Origin of the sequence: Micromonospora sp. SH-82 (assembly GCF_051132485.1) — a bacterium.
Classification (GTDB): domain Bacteria; phylum Actinomycetota; class Actinomycetes; order Mycobacteriales; family Micromonosporaceae; genus Micromonospora.
On the sequence record NZ_CP148049.1, the window covers coordinates 1,013,692 to 1,034,110 of the forward strand.

The following is a 20,419-nucleotide window of genomic DNA, read 5'->3' on the forward strand; positions in this document are numbered from 1 at the left end:
GCCAACTCTGCCGAAGGGTCCGTCGTGACCGAGCCCCCCGCCGGTACCGCCGACGCCACCGACCTGCACGTGTTGATCCTGGCCGGCGGCCTGTCGCACGAGCGTGACGTGTCGTTGCGGTCCGGACGTCGGGTCCTGGCCGCGATGCGCTCCACCGACGTCCAGGCCGAGCTGCGGGACGCCGACGTCGCCCTGCTGCCGGCGTTGACCGCCGACCCGCCCGACGCCGTGGTCATCGCCCTGCACGGGGCCACCGGAGAGGACGGATCGCTGCGCGGGGTCCTCGACCTCTGCGAGGTCCCCTACGTCGGCTGCGACGCCCGTTCCGCCCGGCTCGCCTGGGACAAGCCCTCGGCCAAGGCGGTGCTGCGCGAGGCAGGAATCCCCACCCCGGACTGGGTCGCCCTGCCCCACGACCGTTTCTCCGAGCTGGGCGCGGTGGCGGTGCTGGACCGGATCGTGGACCGGTTGGGGCTGCCGCTAATGGTCAAGCCCGCGCAGGGTGGATCCGGTCTGGGTGCCGCCGTGGTCAAGGACTCCGCCGCCCTCCCGGCCGCGATGGTCGGATGCTTCGCGTACGACACCACAGCCCTCGTCGAGCGGTACGTCGCCGGCATGGACGTGGCAGTCTCCGTCGTCGACCTGGGTGACGGCCCCCAGGCCCTGCCACCGGTGGAGATCGTGCCCCGCAACGGGGTGTACGACTACGCCGCCCGGTACACCGCAGGCCGTACCACCTGGCACACCCCGGCCCGACTCGACCCGAAGGTGACCCGGGAGGTCTCCGACGTGGCCCTGGCCGCCCACGCCGCGCTCGGCCTGCGTGACCTCTCCCGGGTCGACCTGATCGTCGACGGCGACGGGCACCCGCACGTGCTGGAGGTGACGGTCTCCCCCGGCATGACGGAGACGTCCCTGTTCCCGCTGGCCGTCCAGGCCGCCGGCCTCGACTTCGGTCGGGTGCTCAAGGCACTCGTGACGCAGGCTGCCGCCCGCCATCCCTGAGCCCCACCCGCTCCCACCGCCCCTACCTCCGCCCTGGTTCGGGCTTGTTCGTGTCGCCGTCCCTGTCGCCCCTCGGTCCGTTTCCCGGGTGTCAGTCCCGGGATCCTGTCCGTGGGTCCTGCTCGGGCAGCTCGTCTGCCGCCTCGATCACCGACGCCGGGTCCTCGTCCTCCTCCGCACCGTCGGGGGAGGACGGAGCGGCGGTCAGGCTCGACGGCGCCTGCCACTGGATCCGGGGCGGCTCGGCCAGGGGCCGCCCCTCGAAGTCGGCCAGCCAGGCCGCCACCAGGGCGAGATTCTCTCGCCACTGCCCCTCCGAGATGGGCGGCAGGATCGAGTCCCAGAGGGAGAGAAAGGTCCCCCGAAGCTGGAGCCGCCCGTACGGCCGGGCCAGGAACCACATGTGAAAGTGGGCGGACCCGTCTCCCCATCGGTTCACGTGCACGCGAGCGACCCCGTCGAGCGACCGGATGGCACGCTCCAGGCGTACCGTCATCACGCCCAGCTCGGCCGCGAGCAGGTTCGGCAGGTCACCGAGGTCCAGGTGGGACCGCGACTCCAGGATGAGGACCATGGGCAGGCCCGTCGGCCGGTCCATCGCCCGGACCCGCCACCGTTCACCGACCCAGATGTACGCGTCGTCGGGCGCCTCGCAGGCGGTGCACTCGCCACTGCCCTCCCCCTTACGGGGAGGTTCCTCCGACACCGGCTCGTCGAGGTGCTTGACCCTCAACTCGCCATCGAAGGGAAACGAGGGCCACTGGGTGAAATCTGGAACTGCGGGGGGAGTGTCGGGCACGACGCTGACCCTAACCGAGTCCGGGGGGCGCTGTCCCTACCCGGATTCCTCGACCTTCGACCAGCCCGAGCGACCCGGAGACCCGGTTGTCCACAGGTTGCTGATCCACCAATACACAGCGTCGTCCACAGGCACGCACCGCAATTGACGCGCGGTTTCACGTGAAACGAGTCAGCCTGTGGAAAACTCCTGTGGATAACTTCACGGCCCGACCCGAGGTCTCCACCCCCACCACGACCCGACCTCGGTACGCCCCGAACTCTCGGCCCCGAGCGCCGCCCACCCTCTGCCCCTCAGGCTGACGACGAAGGGCCTCCGCTCACCCGGAAGCGCGTGGCCTTGAGGGTTGGCCGCCTCGTTTCACGTGAAACGAGGACCTCTCCTCCCCGCCCGAGCACCCCGTCCGACGCCTCTGGTTCGCCCGTCCCTCCTCCTTCACGGCGGCGATCGGTGCCGCCCGGTCGGGTGGCACCGATCGGTGTAGTCCGGTCGGCTGAGGGCGATCGGTGTAGTCCGGTCGGGCTTACCTGGACGTCGTCTGTCCGCCCGTCGGCCCTTCTGACCCGCCTGTCGGCCCGTCGCCCCATCGGCACAGCAGCCCGCTGGCCCGTCGAACCGGTTCGCCCCGCCGGCCCGTCCGTCCGCCCATTCGCCCCGCCTGCCGGCCCGCCCGTCCATTCGCCCCGCCCGTCCGCCCGACGGTCCAGCCGGACGTCAGACAGCCCTCGGGGTACACCGACTGGGATTGCACGGAGCTACCTCGGGGGTTAGACCCAGCGCGCCCGGACCTGGATGAACGACCTCGGGTGGGTGGAGACCCGGGTGCACGGTCTCGGGTGCACGGTGGATGACTTCGGGTGCCCGGACCTCCGGAGAACAGCCTCGGGTGACTGGATCTCCGGCGCACGGATTCTCGATGAACGGCCTGGGGTCGGACGGTCCCACGGGCCGGGGGGCCGGACGGTCCCACGGGCCGAGGGCCGGGAACCTCGGGTGCGGGGAGGCCGAGGGATCTCGGGTCCAGGGGAATGCTGGGGGGCACTCCTCCATGCCTCGTTGAGCCGGGTCGGGCGAACAGGGTCGGCCCGCCGCGACTGAGGAGGGACAGTGACGAAACCTGGTTCTGCCGGAGCCATGATCGTTAGCTGTTGACCTAGCCGACACGCCGGAGAAGGTGTCGGTTAACCACTAACGATCACTAGCCACCATGTCCTCCCCGTGGGGAGAACGACTTCGGGTCCGTTTCACGTGAAACGGGCTGGGGTTGTTCGGCTCGGCTGGGGTTGTTCGGCTGGTTGGGGTTGCTCGGCGGGGCTCGCGCCTTGGCAGGGCCAGCGGGCTTCTGGGGGGGGTAACGGGGGAGAAGCCGAACGGGGTCCTGGTGCCAGCCGGGCCCGCGAGGACCCGGTGACCATTCAGACAGGGCTATTCGTCGTGCTCCGCCGGCTCCACCCCGATGATGCCGACGATGCGTTCCAGGTCGTCCACCGTCGCGAACTCGATAGTGATCTTCCCTTTGCTCCGACCGATGTCCACCTTCACCCGGGTGTCGAATCGGCCCGAAAGCCGATCGGCGAGATCAGTCAGTGCGGGGGCGTGCGGCTTGGGACGCCGGTTCGGCGAGGACTTCTTGCTCTCGGCGTCGGTGAGGGCGAGTGCGACGATCTCCTCGGTCGCTCGGACCGAGATGCCCTCCTGGACGATCCGCAGCGCCAGCTTCTCCTGTTCCTCGGCCTCGTCGAGGCTGAGGAGAGCCCGGGCGTGTCCGGCCGACAGGACCCCGGCAGCGACCCGCCGTTGGACGGGGGCCGGGAGGTTGAGCAGCCGAATGGTGTTGGAGATCTGCGGCCGGCTCCGGCCGATCCGCCGGGCGAGTTCCTCGTGGGTGGCGCCGAACTCTTCCAGCAGTTGCTGGTAGGCGGCGGCCTCCTCCAGCGGGTTGAGGTTCGCCCGGTGGATGTTCTCCAACAGGGCGTCGCGGAGCATGTCGTCGTCGCGGGTGTCTCGGACGATGGCCGGGATGTTCTCCCGCCCCACCGCCTGGGCGGCCCGCCACCGCCGCTCACCCATGACGAGTTCGTACTTCTCCTCGTCGAGCTGTCGGACGACGATCGGCTGGAGGAAACCGACCTCCTCGATCGAGGTCTTCAGCTCATCCAGGGCGTCCTCGTCGAAGACCTGGCGCGGCTGTTTGGGGTTCGGGACGATCGAGTCGACCGGGATCTCGGCGAAGCGCGCCCCGGGGACCGGGCTCAGCACCACCTCGGGCTCGGGCTCGACCGGCAGGGCGGAGGACACCGTCGACGCCGACGGTTCTCCGGCCGGAATCACCGGGGAGGCGGGCTCGCCGCTCGGGATGCCGGTGCCGTTCTGGTCGGCCGTTCCGTTGAGCCTGTCAGGTGAGGCGGTGCCGTCGTCCTGGGTCGGCAGTACGGTGGCCGGTGGTTGCGCCGGACCGGTGGGGATGAGGGCACCGAGTCCACGGCCCAGCCCACCACGAGGACGGTTCTTCATGCGATGTCTCCCAGCGACCTGTCCGTACCAAGCTTGCGGCTCACCGGTTCTCCTTGACCCCACGCTCGGCGATCTCCTGAGCGGCTTCGAAGTAACTCGTCGCCCCTCGTGATCCGGGATCGTAGGTCATCACGGACTGGCCGTAGCTCGGTGCCTCGGAGACACGCACGTTCCGGGGGATGACCGCCTGGAGCACCTTCTCGCCGAAGTGGTTGCGGACGTCCTGCTCGACCGCGTCGGCCAGACGCGTACGCCGGTCGTACATGGTGAGCAGGATGGTGGAGACGTCGAGCGTCGGGTTGAGATGCTGGCGTACCAGGTTGATGTTGTTGATCAGCTGGTTGAGCCCCTCCAGTGCGTAGTACTCACACTGGATCGGGATCAGCACCTCCTGCGCGGCCACGAGGGCGTTGACTGTGAGCAGTCCGAGCGAGGGCGGGCAGTCGATGAAGACGTAGTCGAAGTGTCCGGGGTAGGCGGCGATGGCCCGGACCAACCGGGACTCCCGGGCGACCACCGAGACCAGCTCGATCTCGGCACCGGCCAGATCTATGGTCGCCGGCACGCACCACAGGTTCGGGATGCCCTCCACCCCCTGGGCCACCTCTGCGAGGGGGACGCTGTCGATCAGGCAGTCGTACACGTCCGGAACACCGGTGTGGTGCGGGACGTTGAGCCCGGTCGAGGCATTGCCCTGCGGGTCCAGGTCAATGACCAGGACCCGGTTCCCGTGCAGGGCAAGCGCCACCGCCAGGTTCACCGTGGTCGTGGTCTTACCCACGCCGCCCTTCTGGTTCGCGACGCACATGACCCGGGTCCGTTCGGGCCGAGGCATCGTCACCTCGCCACTCGGATTAAGGATCTGCACGGCGCGCATCGCCTCCATAGCCAACGGTGGATCATCCTCTTCGCGCGTCGGGGTTTCACGTGAAACGTACGCGGTCTCGACGGCTTCCGTCGCCCCGTACTCTCCGGTGGGTGTGATTCTCGGGTCTGTTTCCGAGGTCGGCGTCGCCGAATCGGGCGGAGCCGGCGTCGCCCCCGGAATGGAATCCTGCCCGACCCCTTCGTCGCCCAGCCCGGCAGGGGCCGGTGACTGATGGTCGGGGTTCGGTGGACGGTCGTGGGCGGTGGTCGGAGCGGACTCCCGGTCCGCGCTCCCGGCCCACGGATCCCCGGGCGTTTCACGTGAAACACGGTGCTCCGTTTCACGTGAAACGGAGCACCCTGTCAGGCGGCGCTCCTCCGGCGAGCCGATCGCCGGGCCGTCGTACCTGCCGTCGTCATGCACCTGTCATCCCTGCCCGCTTCGGATGGTCGGTCGGCACCCCGTCAACTGGTTCACGCGTCCGCGTCTTCCCAGCCCGCAGCTGGGCGTAGCCGTCGGAATCCCGGCAACCGGCACCCGACCGCTCCACACTAACGACGTCCGGTCAGCCTACGGCGCACGGGCGCAACGGGTCCATGTCGAGTTGAGCACCCCTCGGCATCCAGCGGCCATCCGCCGGTGAGCCCGTCCGATGCACCATCACCCCCGCAGCGTGCAGGCGCACGCCTCCAGTGCGGTCCGGTGCCACCCACAAATGGGTTAACGACGGCCCCGCCCGGCAGAAAGGCCACCAGCCCCACGAATTGGGCGGCTCGATCTGAGGCCTTCAGGGAGCCGACGGGCTCCACAGGAAGCAGTCGGCTTCCTCGGGGTCCGGTGGGTTCTTCAGGAAGCGACGTGGGGGCGTCCGCCACCGCGGCGACGCGGCGGACGGCGGCCGAAGCGGACGGTAGCGCGTCCGGACGGCGAGGTGGGGAGGCGGGGGTGAGCGGAGGGACCACGAGGGTCACCTCCGCTCAGTGTCAACGACTCCGGTTGCGGCCGCCGCGCCGCGAGGACCGGGCTCGTTTACCGGGCGAGGCCACCACCCGCTCCCGCGCGATCTCCACCACTGTGGTCGGTTGGTCGATCAACCCGACCCCGCACCGGTGCAGCTCCGGCTCGCCCCCACCGAGTCGCGCGACCACCGTGGCGTGCTCGGCGATCTCCTCGGCTGCGGAGCTGCCCTTCATCGCCATCAACCGACCGCCGGGACGGGCCAGGGGGAGGCACCACCCGGCGAGCCGGTCCAGCGGGGCGACGGCCCGGGCGGTCACCACGTCACCCGCCGGGGCTGCGTCCTCGCCGCCGGCCGTGACCTCCTCCGCCCGTCCGCGGAGCACCCGGACCTGCCGGTCCAGACCGAGGCGGGTCACCGCCTCGTCGAGGAAGGCGGTACGCCGGGCCAGCGGCTCGACGAGTGTCACCGCGAGATCGGGCCGGGCGATCGCCAGGACCAGACCGGGGAGTCCGGCCCCGGAGCCGACGTCGACAACTATCGAGTCCACGGGGATCCGCTCCGCGACCACTGCACAGTTGAGCAGGTGCCGGTCCCAGATCCGGGGGGCCTCCCGAGGGCCGATCAGCCCGCGTACCACGCCGTCGGTGACGAGTAGTTCCGCGTACCTGACGGCCAGGTCCAACCGATCGCCGAAGAGGGTGACGGCCGCGTCGGTGAGTGCCGTCGGCAGCGCCGCGTCAGCCGCCGAGGGGTGCGTCACCGGGGAGCCGTCGGCCGGGCCGGTCGGCTCGTCGACGTCGACACGGCGCGGCCCGGGTGGAACGTCACCCGGGCCGGACGCGGCTGCCGCCGCACTGTCGTCGTACGCCACCAGGTCAGTCCGCCGGCCGGACGACGATGCGCCGGTTCGGCTCGACGCCCTCGGACTCGCTCTCCACCCCGGTCGCCGCGTTGACCACGTCGTGGACGCACTTGCGCTCGAAGGCGGACATCGGCTCCAGGCGTACCGCCTCGCCGTGCTCCTTCACCTTCTCCACGGCGTTGCGGGCGACGGCGGCGAGTTCCTTGCGCCGGTTCGCCCGGTAGCCCCCGACGTCGAGCAGGAGGCGGCTCGGGGTGCCGGTCTGCCGGAAGACCGCCAGCCGAGCCAGCTCCTGAAGCGCCTCCAGGGTGGCCCCACGCTGACCGACCAGGCTCTGCAGCTGGCCCCCGACCACCTCGACCATCGGCCGGTCACCCGAGACAAGCTCGTCGATGTCGCCGTCGTAGTCGAGGATGTCGAGCAGACCCTCGATGTAGTCGGCAGCGATCTCGCTCTGCCGGAACAGCTCACTCTCGGCCGGGGCCTTCTTCTCCCGTGGCCCCGCCTCGACCTCAGTCTCGTCGGTTCCCTCGGCACCGTTGCCGTCGATCGGCGCGTCCTCGGTCTCCGGGGACTCCTCGGTGCGGGGGATGCTGGTGTCGGTCACGGTGTCATCTCCGTACTCACTCGGTGCGGACCATCGGGTCCGTTGGTCTCCCGGGGCCGGCAGGAGGATGCCGCTGCCACGGGCAGGTCTGTTCCCGGGCGTCCCGCCCGGGGCCGCGCGGGGCGCGGCGGGGGTTCCTTCCGGCGCCGGCCGTACGGCGGCTGCACGGGTCGGAGCCGGCCGCCGCAGGTGCGGCGGCCGGCGGGGATCAGCCCTGCTTCTTGACGGGTCGGGCCTTCTTCGGGTTGGTCGGCTTGGCGCCCGGCTTCGGACCGGCGACCTTCGGGGCGGCCGGCTTGACCGGCGCCGGGGCGACCGCCTTCTTGCGCCCCAGCAGTCCACGGGTCGCGGCCGGCTGCGCCTTGGTGGCGGTGCTTCCCGGCTTGCCACCCGGGGTGGGGGGCGGCGGGAACTTCCGAAGCACCCACTGCTGCTGACCGAGGGTCACCAGGTTGTTGGTGACCCAGTAGATGATCACACCGATCGGGAAGATCGCGCCGGAGATGAGCAGCGAGGCCGGGATGCCGTAGAGCATCAGTCGCTGGATCATCCGCTGCTGCGGGTCCTCCGCCCAACCGGTCTTGAGGATCATCTGACGGCTGGTCAGGTACGTCGTCAGCATCATGATCAGGACCAGGAGACCGGCGATCACCTTGACCGTGGTCCCGTTCGCGTTCAGCTTCGCCAGTTCCTCGGCGGTCGAGCCGAACTTCCCGGCGATCGGGGCGGTGAAGATGGTCGCTTGCGAGGCGCTGTCGAACTGGTCGGCGGTCCAGCCGTACAGGACCTTCCACCGCTCGTCCCGGTCCGGGTTGAGGCGGCGCAGCACGTGGAACAGCCCCAGGAAGACCGGGATCTGGAGGAACATCGGAAGGCAACCCATCAGCGGGTTGGCCTTTTCCTTCCGATAGAGCTCCATCATCTCTTTCTGGAGCGTCTCCCGGTCACCCTTGTGCTTCTCCTGGAGGGCCTTGACCTGCGGCTGCAACGCCTGCATGGCGCGCTGCGACTTGATCTGCTTGACGAAGACCGGGAAGAGGATCACCCGTACGGTGACCACCAGGAACACGATCGCCAGGATCCAGGCCCAGTTCGTGCCGAGGACCTCGCCGACCGGCACCCCGATGGCGTCCCAGGCCGAGTGCCAGGCGAGCAGGATCCACGAGATCGCGTAGTAGATCCAGTCGAGACTCAATTCTCAGGCTCCAGTCACGTCGGCGCGGCGGCGGTCGCCCGGTTCCGGAACCGGGTCGTGCCCACCAGGGTGAAATGGGTGGCAGCGCAGCAGTCGCCGGGCCGTGAGCCAGACTCCCCGCAGCGCGCCGTGCCGGGCGAGCGCCTCCAAGCCGTACGCGCTGCACGACGGGTAGAACCGACAACGGGCCGGCAGTGCCGGACTTATCCAACGACGGTACGCGACGATCGGGCCACTGAGCACCCGGGCACCCAGCGTGGGGGGCCGTCCGACGGCCTGTCGACAGGTCACCGGGATCGCCGGGCCCGAGCCGTACGCGCCGCCTCCAGCGCGGCGTCCAGATCAGCACCGAGCCGGGAGTACGAGGCCTCGGCGGCCGACGGCAACGCTCGTACCACGAGGTTGCTGCCGGTCGGCAGTTCGCCGAGCCGGTCGCGGACCAGGTGGCGCAGCCGACGGCGGACCCGGTTGCGGACCACCGCCGGCCCGACGGCCTTGGACACCACGAAGCCGGCGCGGGTCGGTGCCGAGAGTTCCTCGGTACCGCTCTCCCGCGCCGGCTTCGGCGAGGTGCTCGTCGGCAGGGTCAGGTGGACGACGAGGGAGCCACGGCCGACTCTGCGGCCAGCACGAACCGCCACGGCGAAGTCAGTGCTGCGCCGCAGTCGTTGCGCGGCTGCCAGCACGACTGCCCACGTCCTGCCAACCGTCGGCCTCAGGCCGACAGGCGGGCGCGGCCCTTGGTGCGACGGGTCGAGATGATGGAACGGCCGGCCCGGGTGCGCATCCGCAGCCGGAAGCCGTGGGTCTTCGCGCGCCGACGGTTGTTCGGCTGGTAGGTGCGCTTGCTCACGTCAGGCTCTCCGTTTTCGTACGCCCCGTGCGTGGTCGCCACGGGGACGTGGGGTGGTCCAGGCCACCTCGGCGGTGACCCCTGATTCGGTGCTGCCCGGCGGCGCGATCCCCGGCAGTGCGAGGTGACGACTGCGGACAGCAAACACCCATCACCCTAGCAGAGGGCAACAGAGCAGCCGCTCAAGCCTACGCAGCCAGGCAACGCCGGTCAAAGAAGATCCACTTCGCCCGGCCGAACCCGCCGACCCGCCCCGCCGGCACTTCCGTGAGCAGGTCGGACAGGCCCGGCAGGGGGGACCGATGCGGCGGTTTTCGCTGATACCGACAACGATGCCCCCGCCCCCGATGTTGAAGGCCTGTGGACAACGCTGTTAGCGTGCCCGTTTGCGGTCACTGTGCTCAGGCCCGACTCACCGCCGCCGGGGGCGCGGCGAGCCGGGGCACGAGGAGCCGGGGACGGAAGAGGCCGGCTCCTCGCCGGCGGCAACACCGGACAAGCCGAAGGGCAAGACCGGACAAGGCAGTGGATCGTTCGGCACGGTGGATCCGTTTCAGCACCCGTCCGCACCGGGGGGCAGGTCCGAGCCGTATCCGACGGACAGCCACAATCAGTCGGTACACAGGGTGTGGATAACCTGTGGACGACGCTCCCGTCGGTTGACGTTCCGCCTGCTCACGGCGGTGCAAGGCCGGAGGTGGCAGGACAGCATCGGCGGTCGTCAGGTCAAGGCGAGGGGGTGGCACAACGGTGGCCGGTACGACCGACCTTGCCGCGGTGTGGACGGCGACCACGGACGATCTCGCTGACGAGATCATCTCTGCCCAGCAGCGGGCGTACCTGCGACTCACCCGGCTCCGTGCGATCGTCGAGGACACCGTCCTGCTCTCCGTCCCGGACGCCTTCACCCGGGACGTGATCGAGTCCCGCCTCCGACCGGCCATCACCGAGGCCCTGTCGCGTCGGCTCGGCCGGTCCATCCAGGTGGCGGTCACCGTACGGCTTCCCGAGGACAACTCCGGGCGACCGGCCGGCACCGTCTACCGCAGCGCCGACACCGGCGAGTTCGAGACCCCACCCCAGGATCGGTACGGCACCGACGACAGGGGACCCGCCCCGGACGGCGGGCTCTTCCCGAGTCCCGGGTCACGAGGCGAGCCGGGGGCCGAGCGCCCCGAGCCGGGTCAGGGCACCGGAGACCAGCCCGACCGGACCGACGCCCCGGATTCCGACGCCGACGGGCGCGCGTACCCGGACGGTCACCGACCCGGCGCGATCCCCAACAGCCGGGACGGTCAGGAGACCCTCTTCGGGTCCGGCTTCGGTGGTGGACTCCGGCACGACCGGGGCGGCCCGGATCCGAACGGCTTCACCGACCGCGGCGACCGCCCGTTCGAGCCCCGGTACCGGCAGGACCCCGGTCCCGGCCCCGGCCACCTGCGCGGGCTCGACGGGGGACCGGACAACGGGCCGGGGCGGGCCACCGACAACGGACCGGGCCGCAACACCGACAACGGTCCCGGCCGGGGTGCCCCGGACCACCGGCCGGGGATGCGGGACGACCGGCGTCCCGGCGGCGCGGAGGGCGGCGGAAACCGCCTGAACCCGAAGTACATGTTCGAGACGTTCGTGATCGGGTCGTCGAACCGGTTCGCGCACGCCGCCTCCGTGGCGGTCGCCGAGTCACCGGCGAAGGCGTACAACCCGCTGTTCATCTACGGCAGCTCCGGGCTGGGCAAGACCCACCTGCTGCACGCCATCGGGCACTACGCCACGACGCTCGGCAACGCCCGCTCGGTCCGGTACGTCTCGACCGAGGAGTTCACCAACGACTTCATCAACTCGTTGCGTGACGACAAGACCAGCGCCTTCCAGCGCCGCTACCGCGACGTCGACATCCTGCTCATCGACGACATCCAGTTCCTGGAGAACCGCGAGCGGACCCAGGAGGAGTTCTTCCACACCTTCAACACCCTGCACAACGCCAACAAGCAGATCGTGATCACCTCCGACCGGTCCCCGAAGCAGCTGGCGACCCTGGAGGACCGGCTCCGCACCCGGTTCGAGTGGGGGCTGCTCGCCGACATCCAGCCGCCGGACCTGGAGACCCGGATCGCGATCCTGCAGAAGAAGGCCGCCCAGGAGCGTCTGTACGCCCCGCCGGACGTGTTGGAGTTCATCGCCTCCCGGGTGTCGAACTCGATCCGGGAGTTGGAGGGGGCGCTGATCCGGGTCACCGCGTTCGCCAGCCTGACCCGCTCGACCGTCGAGTTGTCGCTGGCCGAGGAGGTGCTGCGGGACTTCATCCCCGACGGCGCCGGGCCGGAGATCACCGCGGACCAGATCATGGTCGCCACCGCCGACTACTTCGGGGTGAGCCTGGAGGACCTGCGCGGGCACTCCCGGTCCCGGGTGCTGGTGAACGCCCGTCAGGTCGCCATGTACCTGTGCCGGGAGCTGACCGACCTGTCGCTGCCCCGGATCGGGCAGGCCTTCGGCGGACGCGACCACACCACAGTCATGCACGCCGACCGCAAGATCCGCCAGCAGATGGCCGAACGCCGGTCGCTCTACAACCAGATCGCAGAGCTGACCAACCGCATCAAGCAGATGACCTGATCCCCTGAGGGGACCGGCAGGACGTCCCCGCAGACACCCCTCGAAACCCCGTCAGGGGTACGCCTGCGCGTCCCGCGCGCCCGATCGACGCCCGGCCCCACCCCGGCCGGGCGTTCTCGTGTCCGTGGACCGGCTACGCCGGTGCCCACTCGGAGGAGAAACGGGCGATCGGACTGTGGAGTGGGTCACCTCGACTGTGGGTAAGACCCTCGGCCCGCCCCGAACCAACCCCATGACAGCCCTCGAACGACCCGTCGACCGCCCCCGGGACCCCTCGGACGGTGCCGAACATGCCCTCGGACGGTGCCGGACATGGCCCCGAACGACGCCGTACGAGCCCTCGACTGAGCCGGAAAGCGTCCACAGCTTGCGCCTCGACCCGGTTCACCCCTCAGGATCGGGCTGTGTTCATCCACAGTATCCACAACCTGTCCACAGGCAGTTGTCCACCGACTGTGGACAACCACGGTCAGTCCCGGCCCGGTTACCCACAGGCTGTGGAGAAACCCTGGGGAAAAGCTGTGGACGGCTGTGGACGACTCCGGCCGTGGTCCACAGGTTCGGGCCCGCCTGTGTACGGCCTGTTGAAGGTTCTGGGGATAACTGGTCAGGGATCGCTCGGCGTCATCCACAGGGCTGGGGAGAAAGTCGGTGGATAACCGGTGGATAACCGGTGGACGACGGTGGATAACTTGCCGTCCGCAGCGGCCTGTGGATAAGAACGCGAGTTATACCCCGGGTTCTCCACAGGTAACCCACCGGTGGATAACGGGTCTGAGCTGCGAAAAAGCGGGTTTTCCACAGTTTGCACAGGACCGATGAAGACGATGAGTTAGTTCTTCTAAGACAACAAAAACCAATCATCACCGTTGAGCTTCCTGTGGATCGCCGGCCGAACCGGCCGTCGCCCGCCCACAGGCAGCAACCGATGCCCGGGGGCGGACGCACGACCGATGCCCACGAGCCCTAAGGTTCGATGGGTACCCGCCCGGTCAGGCGGGTCGGTAGGCAGCGGTCGGCATGAGAGAGTTGTCGCTGACGTCGACGCGGAGGCATTGATGAAGTTCCGAGTGGAGCGCGACGCGCTCGCCGAGGCTGTGGCGTGGACCGCGAAGAGCCTGCCCAACCGACCATCCGTACCCGTGCTCGCCGGTGTGCTGCTCCGGGTGACCGACGGCAACCTGCAGGTCTCCGGATTCGACTACGAGGTCTCCAGCCAGGTCACCGTCGAGGTCCAGGGTGACGCCGACGGCGCGGCCCTCGTCTCCGGGCGGCTCCTCGCCGAGATCACCAAGGCCCTGCCCGCCAAGCCGGTGGACATCGCCGCCGTCGGCGCGCATCTGGAGCTGGTCTGCGGCAGCGCCCGGTTCACCCTGCCCACCATGCCGGTGGAGGACTACCCGACCCTGCCGGACATGCCGGAGAGCGCCGGGACCGTCGACTCGGCGGCCTTCGCCGCCGCCGTCGCCCAGGTCGCCATCGCCGCCGGCCGCGACGAGACCCTCCCGATGATGACCGGGGTCCGGCTGGAACTCTCCGGGACCACCCTGGCCATGCTCGCCACCGACCGGTACCGGCTGGCCCTGCGTGAGATGGAGTGGAACCCGGACGACGCCGAGGTGAGCATCAACGCCCTCGTCCCGGCCCGGACGCTGCACGACACCGCCAAGGCCCTCGGACCCCTCGGCGGTCACGTGACGATGGCCCTCGCCCAGGGCTCGGCCGGTGAGGGGATGATCGGCTTCGCCGGTGGCACCCGACGTACCACCAGCCGCCTGCTCGACGGCGCCAACTACCCGCCGGTGCGCTCGCTCTTCCCCGCCAGCCACAACGCCGAGGCCCGGATCTCGGTCAGCACCCTGATCGAGGTGGTCAAGCGGGTCGCCCTGGTCGCCGAGCGGACCACCCCCGTGCTGCTCAGCTTCAGCACCGACGGACTGGTGGTGGAGGCCGGCGGCACCGAGGAGGCGCGGGCCAGCGAGGCCATGGAGGCCACCTTCACCGGTGACGAACTCACCATCGGGTTCAACCCGCAGTACCTCATCGACGGCCTTGCCAACCTGGGTGCACAGACCGCCGTGTTCCAGTTCGTCGACGCCTTCAAGCCGGCGGTGATTTCTCCCGCCGGGGAGGATGGCGAGGTCATTGCGGGGTACCGGTACCTCATCATGCCGATCCGGGTCTCCCGCTGACCGGCGTGTCACACCCCTAGACCTCGACCCCACCGGAGGTGGAACCCCATGCAGCTCGGCCTGGTAGGACTCGGCCGGATGGGCGGCAACATGCGCGAGCGGCTGCGCGCCGCCGGCCACGAGGTGGTCGGCTACGACCGCGACCCGGGGCTGAGTGACGTCGCCGACCTGGCCGAACTGGTCGAGAAGCTCGACGCGCCCCGCGCCGTCTGGGTCATGGTCCCGGTCGGGGTCACCGACAGCACCGTCGACGACCTCGCCGCCGTCCTCTCCGCCGGGGACATCGTCGTCGACGGTGGCAACTCCCGGTTCAGCGACGACGCCCTCCGCGCCGAGCGCCTCGCCGCCCAGGGCATCGGGTACGTCGACGTCGGCGTCTCCGGCGGCATCTGGGGCCGACAGAACGGGTACGGCCTGATGGTCGGCGGTGCCCAGGAGCACGTCGACCGGTTGATGCCGGTCTTCGACGCGCTCAAGCCGGCCGGCGAGTTCGGGTTCGTGCACGCCGGTCCGGTCGGTGCCGGTCACTACGCCAAGATGGTGCACAACGGCATCGAGTACGGCCTCATGCACGCCTACGCCGAGGGCTTCGAGCTGCTCTCGGCCTCCGAGCTGGTGACCGACGTCCCGGGGGTGGTGAAGTCGTGGCGGGACGGGACGGTGGTCCAGTCCTGGCTGCTCGACCTGCTCGACCGGGCTCTCGACGAGGACCCGGAGCTGGCCGCGATCAGCGGTTACACCGAGGACACCGGGGAGGGGCGGTGGACCGTCGACGAGGCGGTCCGGCTCGGCGTGCCGCTGAACGTCATCGCCGCCTCCCTGTTCGCCCGCTTCGCCTCCCGTCAGGACGACTCACCGGCGATGAAGGCCGTCTCCGCGCTGCGTCAGCAGTTCGGCGGGCACGCCGTCCGTAAGGCCTGAGCGGCGATCCCACAGGTGTACGTGCGCCGGCTCGAACTCGTCGACTTCCGCTCGTACGAACGGGTCGGTGTCGACCTGGAGCCCGGTCCGAACGTCCTGGTGGGGGCCAACGGCATGGGCAAGACCAACCTGGTCGAGGCCCTGGGCTACGTGGCGACGCTCGACTCGCACCGGGTCGCCACCGACGCCCCGCTGGTGCGGATGGGGGCGAACGCGGCGGTGATCCGCTGCGAGGTGGTGCACGACGGTCGGCAGCTCCTCGTCGAACTGGAGATCGTGCCGGGAAAGGCGAACCGGGCCCGGCTCGGGCGTTCTCCGGCCCGCCGGGCCCGTGACGTGCTCGGGGCGCTGCGCCTGGTGCTCTTCGCACCGGAGGACCTGGAACTGGTCCGGGGCGACCCGTCGGAACGTCGCCGCTACCTCGACGACCTGCTGGTGCTGCGCCAGCCCCGCTACGCCGGGGTCCGCGCCGACTACGAACGGGTGGTCAAGCAGCGCAACGCGTTGCTGCGGACCGCGTACCTGGCCCGGAAGACCGGTGGCACCCGGGGCGGTGACCTGTCCACCCTCGCCGTCTGGGACGCGCACCTGGCCCGGCACGGCGCGGAGCTGCTCGCCGGACGGCTGGAGTTGGTCGCCGCACTCGCTCCGCACGTGGCCAAGGCGTACGACGCGGTGGCGGCCGGTCGGGGCGCCGCCACCGTCGCCTACCGCCCCTCGGTCGACCTGGACGACCCCTCCGCCGACCGGGAGGCACTGGGTGCGGCGCTGACCGCCGCCCTCGCCGAGGCCCGCAACGCGGAGATCGAGCGGGGCACCACCCTGGTCGGCCCACACCGTGACGACCTGTCGCTCACCCTCGGCCCGCTGCCCGCCAAGGGGTACGCCAGCCACGGCGAGTCCTGGTCGTACGCGCTGGCCCTGCGGCTGGCCGGTTACGACCTGCTGCGTGCCGACGGCATCGAGCCGGTGCTGGTGCTCGACGACGTCTTCGCCGAACTCGACGCCGGTCGGCGCGAACGCCTGGCCGAACTGGTCGGCGGCGCCAGCCAGTTGATCGTCACCTGTGCGGTGCCCGAGGACGTCCCGACGGCCCTCGACGGCGCCCGGTACGAGGTACGCGAGGGGGCGGTGACCCGTGCCTGACGAGACACCGGACACGCCGGGCGACCGGCTGCCGCCCCGCCGGTCCGGCCGCCGTCCACCGACGGGATCCCGGCCGGACCCCACCCCCGCCGGGCCGGACCCGGCCGGGTCCGGACCGCCGACGGGAGACCGGCAGCCGCCGGACGGGGCGCTGCGGGTGAGAACGGGGGCGCTGAGGGCACCGACGGACCGCGCGGCCCGGAACTGGCCCGTGCGGTCCTCGACGCGGCCAGGTCCCGCCGGGAGACGGCGGCACGGCAGCGACGGCGTACCCCGGGCGGGACGGGCACCGGGGACGGCCCCGAGCGACGGCTGCGCGGCTACTCCGGCCCGGGACCGGACCCCCGGGACCCGCAACCACTCGGTGTGGTCCTGGGCCGGTTGGTCAAGGCACGCGGCTGGGCCCAGCCGGCCGCCGAGGCGACGGTCTTCGGGGCCTGGGAGAAGGTGGTGGGTCCGGAGGTCGCCCAGCACAGCCGGCCGGTCAAGCTCGAAGAGGGCGAGCTGACGGTGGAGGCCCGATCCACGGCCTGGGCGACCCAGCTGCGGCTGTTGGCCGGGTCGCTGCTCAAACAGATCGCCCAGGAGGTCGGCCACAACGTGGTCCGCAAGCTGCACATCCACGGCCCCGCCGCGCCGTCGTGGTCCCGGGGTCCCCGCCGGGTCCGGGGTCGGGGTCCCCGGGACACCTACGGCTGACAGTCGGCGAAGGCCGCGTCGCGTGCGGCCCGGCCGACGAACGCGCGCGGCGACGGCAGGGCCGCCGCGCCCCGGGGTGGGCGTCAGGCGGAGGCGTAGACGGCGTACCCGCGCTCGGCGCAGCGGCGGTAGAAGGCGGCCAGCACGCTCAGTTCGGGGCAGGTGAAGCTCCACTGGGGTGGGGCGCCCGCCTCGTCACGCAGCCCGTCGAGGCGGCTGTCGAGCCACCGCAGCTGCTGTTCGGCGAGGCGGCCGTCGGCCATCAGGGAGCGCAGGACGGTGCTCACCGAGTCGAAGGTGACGGCGTCGCCGTGCGGTCGGTGCGCCTCGACGAACCGTTCGACCCCGCCGGCCACCCAGGCGCACCCGTCCGGGTCGATCACCGGGTCCTCGTCCTCGGCGGCGGCCTCCGTGGCGTACAGCACATTCTCCAACCCGAGGATCAGGTCGACGAGTTCGGTGTACGCGGTCGCCCGTACCGTGCCGCTCTGCGCGATCAGCTCCGCGAGCGCCGCGGTCGGCGCGGAGACCTGGGGCATCTCCACGATCTCGCCGAAGTCCACGAACTCCGCCGGTGCCACCGGGTCGTAGAAGCGACCGGTCCGCGGCCAGTGCACCGCGACGTTGTCCAGCCCCATCGGGCGTCACTCCTCACACCACGTGTCGAGCCGTCCGTGTCGATCGTCCGGTTCCGGGCGGGAAAGATCAAGACCGGTCGGACGGTGTCGCAAACGTACGGTACGACGCCAGCTGTCCGGTGTCCGGCCCGCTCTTCGTCGAATCCGACTCGACGGCCGGTGCCGCGTTCGAACGACCCTTGGCGTGTAAGGGGGGTCGCGGACAGCGAGATACGGGCCGCTACGTACTTCTCAGCCGCCGCGCAGGGGTGCCGAGTGGTGGTTCTGTCGGCCGCGCACAGTAGGATTGGCGGTGAGACGAAGACCTGAAGCGAAGGGACCGATGACGGGCCGAACACCCGTGGTCGTTCCTCCACGTCGGGTCGAGCCGATCGCGATCCGCGGGCGAACCGCGGCGACCGGCGCGTTCGGCCGTACCCCGGAAACAGACCCGGTCCAGCCCGCGCGCCGACGTCGCGTCCTGTCCGCCGAACCCGCGCCCCACGCGCCCCCACGGCGCGGGTGGCGCGAGAAAGTGGCCGAGGGTGGCAGACAAGCAGGAGTACGGCGCCGAGTCGATCACCGTCCTCGAGGGGCTCGAGGCGGTCCGCAAGCGGCCCGGTATGTACATCGGGTCGACCGGTGAGCGCGGCCTGCACCACCTCGTCTGGGAGGTCGTGGACAACGCGGTGGACGAGGCCCTGGCCGGCCACTGCGACACCATCGACGTGGTGCTGCTGGCCGACGGCGGGGTCCGGGTCACCGACAACGGCCGGGGTTTCCCGGTCGACCTGCACCCGAAGCTCAAGAAGCCCGGCGTCGAGGTCGCCCTGACCGTGCTGCACGCGGGCGGCAAGTTCGACGGGAAGGCGTACGCCGTCTCCGGCGGTCTGCACGGGGTGGGCGTGTCGGTGGTGAACGCCCTCTCCACCCGGATGGCTGTGGAGATCCACAAGGACGGTTTCGTCTGGCGGCAGCAGTACACCAACTCGAAGCCCGGTCCGCTGGAGAAGGGCGAGACCACCGACCGCAGCGGTTCGGCGGTCTCCTTCTGGCCCGACCCGGACGTCTTCGAGACCGTCGACCTGGACTTCCAGACGATCTACCGGCGGATCCAGGAGATGGCCTTCCTCAACCGGGGCCTCACCATCCACCTGCTCGACGAGCGGGTGGCCGAGGAGGAGGACGGCAAGCAGCGGGAGGTCACCTTCTGCTACAAGGGCGGCATCGCCGACTTCGTCCGACACCTCAACGCCTCGAAGAACCCGATCCACAAGTCCGTGGTCGAGTTCGGCGCCGAGGAGGAGGGCATGTCGGTCGAGATCGCCATGCAGTGGAACGAGTCGTACGGCGAGTCGGTCTACACCTTCGCCAACACCATCAACACCCACGAGGGCGGCACCCACGAGGAGGGCTTCCGGGCCGCGTTGACCGGGATCGTCAACCGGTACGGCACCGAGAAGAAGCTCCTCAAGGGGGACGAGAAGCTCTCCGGCGAGGACATCCGGGAGGGGCTGGCCGCGATCATCTCGGTCAAGCTGGCCAACCCGCAGTTCGAGGGGCAGACCAAGACCAAGCTGGGCAACACCCCGGTGAAGAGCTTCGTGCAGCGGGTCTGCAACGAGTGGCTGGTCGACTGGTTCGACCGGAACCCGGCCGAGGTGAAGATCATCATCACCAAGGCGTCCCAGGCGGCCCGGGCTCGGATCGCCGCCCAGCAGGCTCGCAAGCTGGCCCGACGCAAGTCGCTGCTGGAGTCCGGATCGATGCCGGGCAAGCTCGCCGACTGCCAGTCGACCGACCCCCGGGAGTCCGAGGTCTTCATCGTCGAGGGCGACTCGGCCGGTGGTTCGGCCAAGCAGGGGCGGGACCCGCGTACCCAGGCGATCCTGCCGATCCGCGGCAAGATCCTGAACGTGGAGAAGGCCCGCATCGACCGGGTCCTCAAGAACAACGAGGTCCAGGCGCTGATCACCGCGCTCGGTACGGGTATCCACGACGACTTCGACATGGAGAAGTTGCGGTACCACAAGGTGGTGCTGATGGCCGACGCCGACGTCGACGGTCAGCACATCCAGACCCTGCTGCTCACCCTGCTGTTCCGGTTCATGCGTCCGCTCGTCGAGCTGGGGCACGTCTACCTGGCCGCCCCGCCGCTCTACAAGATCAAGTGGAACAAGAAGGGCGACGACGCCCAGTACGCCTACTCCGACCGGGAGCGGGACGGGCTGATCGCCCTGCGGCAGCAGAAGAAGCCCAATGCCAAGCCGGACGACATCCAGCGGTTCAAGGGTCTCGGCGAGATGAACTATCCCGAGCTGTGGGAGACCACGATGAACCCGGCGACCCGTACGCTGCGTCAGGTCACCCTCGACGACGCCGCGACCGCCGACGAGCTCTTCACCGTGCTGATGGGTGAGGACGTCGAGGCGCGCCGGTCGTTCATCCAGCGCAACGCCAAGGACGTGCGGTTCCTCGATATCTGATCGGCCTGCTCGACCGGGCGGAGTAGTCACCGCCCGGTCGACGGTCCACAGAGTTATCCACAGGTGGACCGGTAT

16 protein-coding genes and 1 pseudogene are annotated in these 20,419 nt (G+C 70.3%); 7 read left to right on the top strand and 10 right to left on the bottom strand.

Going from position 1 to position 20,419, the window contains the following annotated elements; all coding sequences use genetic code 11:
- Window positions 1-24 precede the first annotated feature (24 nt).
- A complete protein-coding gene (locus tag WHN02_RS04705; RefSeq protein ID WP_434742221.1) occupies window positions 25-1,005 on the top strand; it encodes a D-alanine--D-alanine ligase family protein in 981 nt (326 codons plus the stop codon).
- A 94-nt stretch (window positions 1,006-1,099) separates the two neighbouring features.
- Here the strand turns inward: WHN02_RS04705 and WHN02_RS04710 are convergent.
- The 9 genes and pseudogenes from WHN02_RS04710 to rpmH form a co-directional block, all read right to left on the bottom strand.
- Window positions 1,100-1,804 (bottom strand): annotated as a pseudogene (locus WHN02_RS04710) (hypothetical protein); the annotation flags it as partial.
- 1,425 nt (window positions 1,805-3,229) lie between these two features.
- Window positions 3,230-4,318: a ParB/RepB/Spo0J family partition protein gene (locus tag WHN02_RS04715; RefSeq protein WP_434742222.1), complete on the bottom strand. Its 1,089-nt coding sequence runs from the start codon at window positions 4,316-4,318 to the stop codon at window positions 3,230-3,232.
- 40 nt (window positions 4,319-4,358) lie between these two features.
- A complete protein-coding gene (locus tag WHN02_RS04720) occupies window positions 4,359-5,609 on the bottom strand; it encodes an AAA family ATPase (RefSeq protein ID WP_434742223.1) in 1,251 nt (416 codons plus the stop codon).
- Between the two features lie 560 nt (window positions 5,610-6,169).
- Window positions 6,170-6,907: a 16S rRNA (guanine(527)-N(7))-methyltransferase RsmG gene (gene rsmG / locus WHN02_RS04725; protein ID WP_434743820.1), complete on the bottom strand. Its 738-nt coding sequence runs from the start codon at window positions 6,905-6,907 to the stop codon at window positions 6,170-6,172.
- A 115-nt stretch (window positions 6,908-7,022) separates the two neighbouring features.
- Window positions 7,023-7,616 carry a protein jag gene (locus WHN02_RS04730; protein ID WP_434742224.1) on the bottom strand — a complete coding sequence of 198 codons (594 nt, stop codon included), beginning with the start codon at window positions 7,614-7,616 and terminating at the stop codon, window positions 7,023-7,025.
- Window positions 7,617-7,824: 208 nt separating this feature from the next.
- Window positions 7,825-8,811, bottom strand: coding sequence for a membrane protein insertase YidC (gene yidC, locus WHN02_RS04735; RefSeq protein WP_434742225.1), 987 nt, complete (start codon window positions 8,809-8,811; stop codon window positions 7,825-7,827).
- Window positions 8,812-8,814: 3 nt separating this feature from the next.
- Window positions 8,815-9,054 (bottom strand): membrane protein insertion efficiency factor YidD, encoded by a 240-nt coding sequence (yidD, locus tag WHN02_RS04740; RefSeq protein WP_350897748.1) that lies wholly within the window; start codon window positions 9,052-9,054, stop codon window positions 8,815-8,817.
- 44 nt (window positions 9,055-9,098) lie between these two features.
- Window positions 9,099-9,497, bottom strand: coding sequence for a ribonuclease P protein component (rnpA, locus tag WHN02_RS04745; protein ID WP_434742226.1), 399 nt, complete (start codon window positions 9,495-9,497; stop codon window positions 9,099-9,101).
- 29 nt (window positions 9,498-9,526) lie between these two features.
- Window positions 9,527-9,664, bottom strand: a complete 138-nt coding sequence (rpmH, locus tag WHN02_RS04750; RefSeq protein ID WP_350897744.1) for a 50S ribosomal protein L34 — start codon at window positions 9,662-9,664, stop codon at window positions 9,527-9,529.
- Window positions 9,665-10,414: 750 nt separating this feature from the next.
- On the opposite strand from rpmH, the gene dnaA reads away from it, so the two are divergent.
- The 5 genes from dnaA to WHN02_RS04775 all read left to right on the top strand — a co-directional run bounded on the left by dnaA (window position 10,415) and on the right by WHN02_RS04775 (window position 17,241).
- Complete coding sequence (dnaA, locus tag WHN02_RS04755) at window positions 10,415-12,283, top strand: chromosomal replication initiator protein DnaA (RefSeq protein ID WP_434742227.1); 1,869 nt, start codon at window positions 10,415-10,417, stop codon at window positions 12,281-12,283.
- 1,058 nt (window positions 12,284-13,341) lie between these two features.
- Complete coding sequence (gene dnaN, locus WHN02_RS04760) at window positions 13,342-14,475, top strand: DNA polymerase III subunit beta (RefSeq protein ID WP_350897742.1); 1,134 nt, start codon at window positions 13,342-13,344, stop codon at window positions 14,473-14,475.
- A gap of 48 nt (window positions 14,476-14,523) precedes the next feature.
- Window positions 14,524-15,396, top strand: coding sequence for a phosphogluconate dehydrogenase (NAD(+)-dependent, decarboxylating) (gene gnd / locus WHN02_RS04765; RefSeq protein ID WP_434742228.1), 873 nt, complete (start codon window positions 14,524-14,526; stop codon window positions 15,394-15,396).
- A gap of 15 nt (window positions 15,397-15,411) precedes the next feature.
- Window positions 15,412-16,542 (top strand): DNA replication/repair protein RecF, encoded by a 1,131-nt coding sequence (gene recF / locus WHN02_RS04770; RefSeq protein WP_434742229.1) that lies wholly within the window; start codon window positions 15,412-15,414, stop codon window positions 16,540-16,542.
- A gap of 66 nt (window positions 16,543-16,608) precedes the next feature.
- The gene (locus WHN02_RS04775; protein ID WP_434743821.1) at window positions 16,609-17,241 is read left to right on the top strand and encodes a DUF721 domain-containing protein; all 633 of its coding nucleotides are present in this window, start codon (window positions 16,609-16,611) and stop codon (window positions 17,239-17,241) included.
- 83 nt (window positions 17,242-17,324) lie between these two features.
- Here the strand turns inward: WHN02_RS04775 and WHN02_RS04780 are convergent, their stop codons facing one another.
- On the bottom strand, window positions 17,325-17,879 hold the full coding sequence (locus WHN02_RS04780; RefSeq protein ID WP_434742230.1) for a hypothetical protein: 555 nt from the start codon (window positions 17,877-17,879) through the stop codon (window positions 17,325-17,327).
- A 524-nt stretch (window positions 17,880-18,403) separates the two neighbouring features.
- Between WHN02_RS04780 and gyrB the strand changes: the two genes are divergently transcribed.
- The gene (gyrB, locus tag WHN02_RS04785) at window positions 18,404-20,344 is read left to right on the top strand and encodes a DNA topoisomerase (ATP-hydrolyzing) subunit B (protein ID WP_434742231.1); all 1,941 of its coding nucleotides are present in this window, start codon (window positions 18,404-18,406) and stop codon (window positions 20,342-20,344) included.
- The last annotated feature ends 75 nt before the right edge of the window (window positions 20,345-20,419 follow it).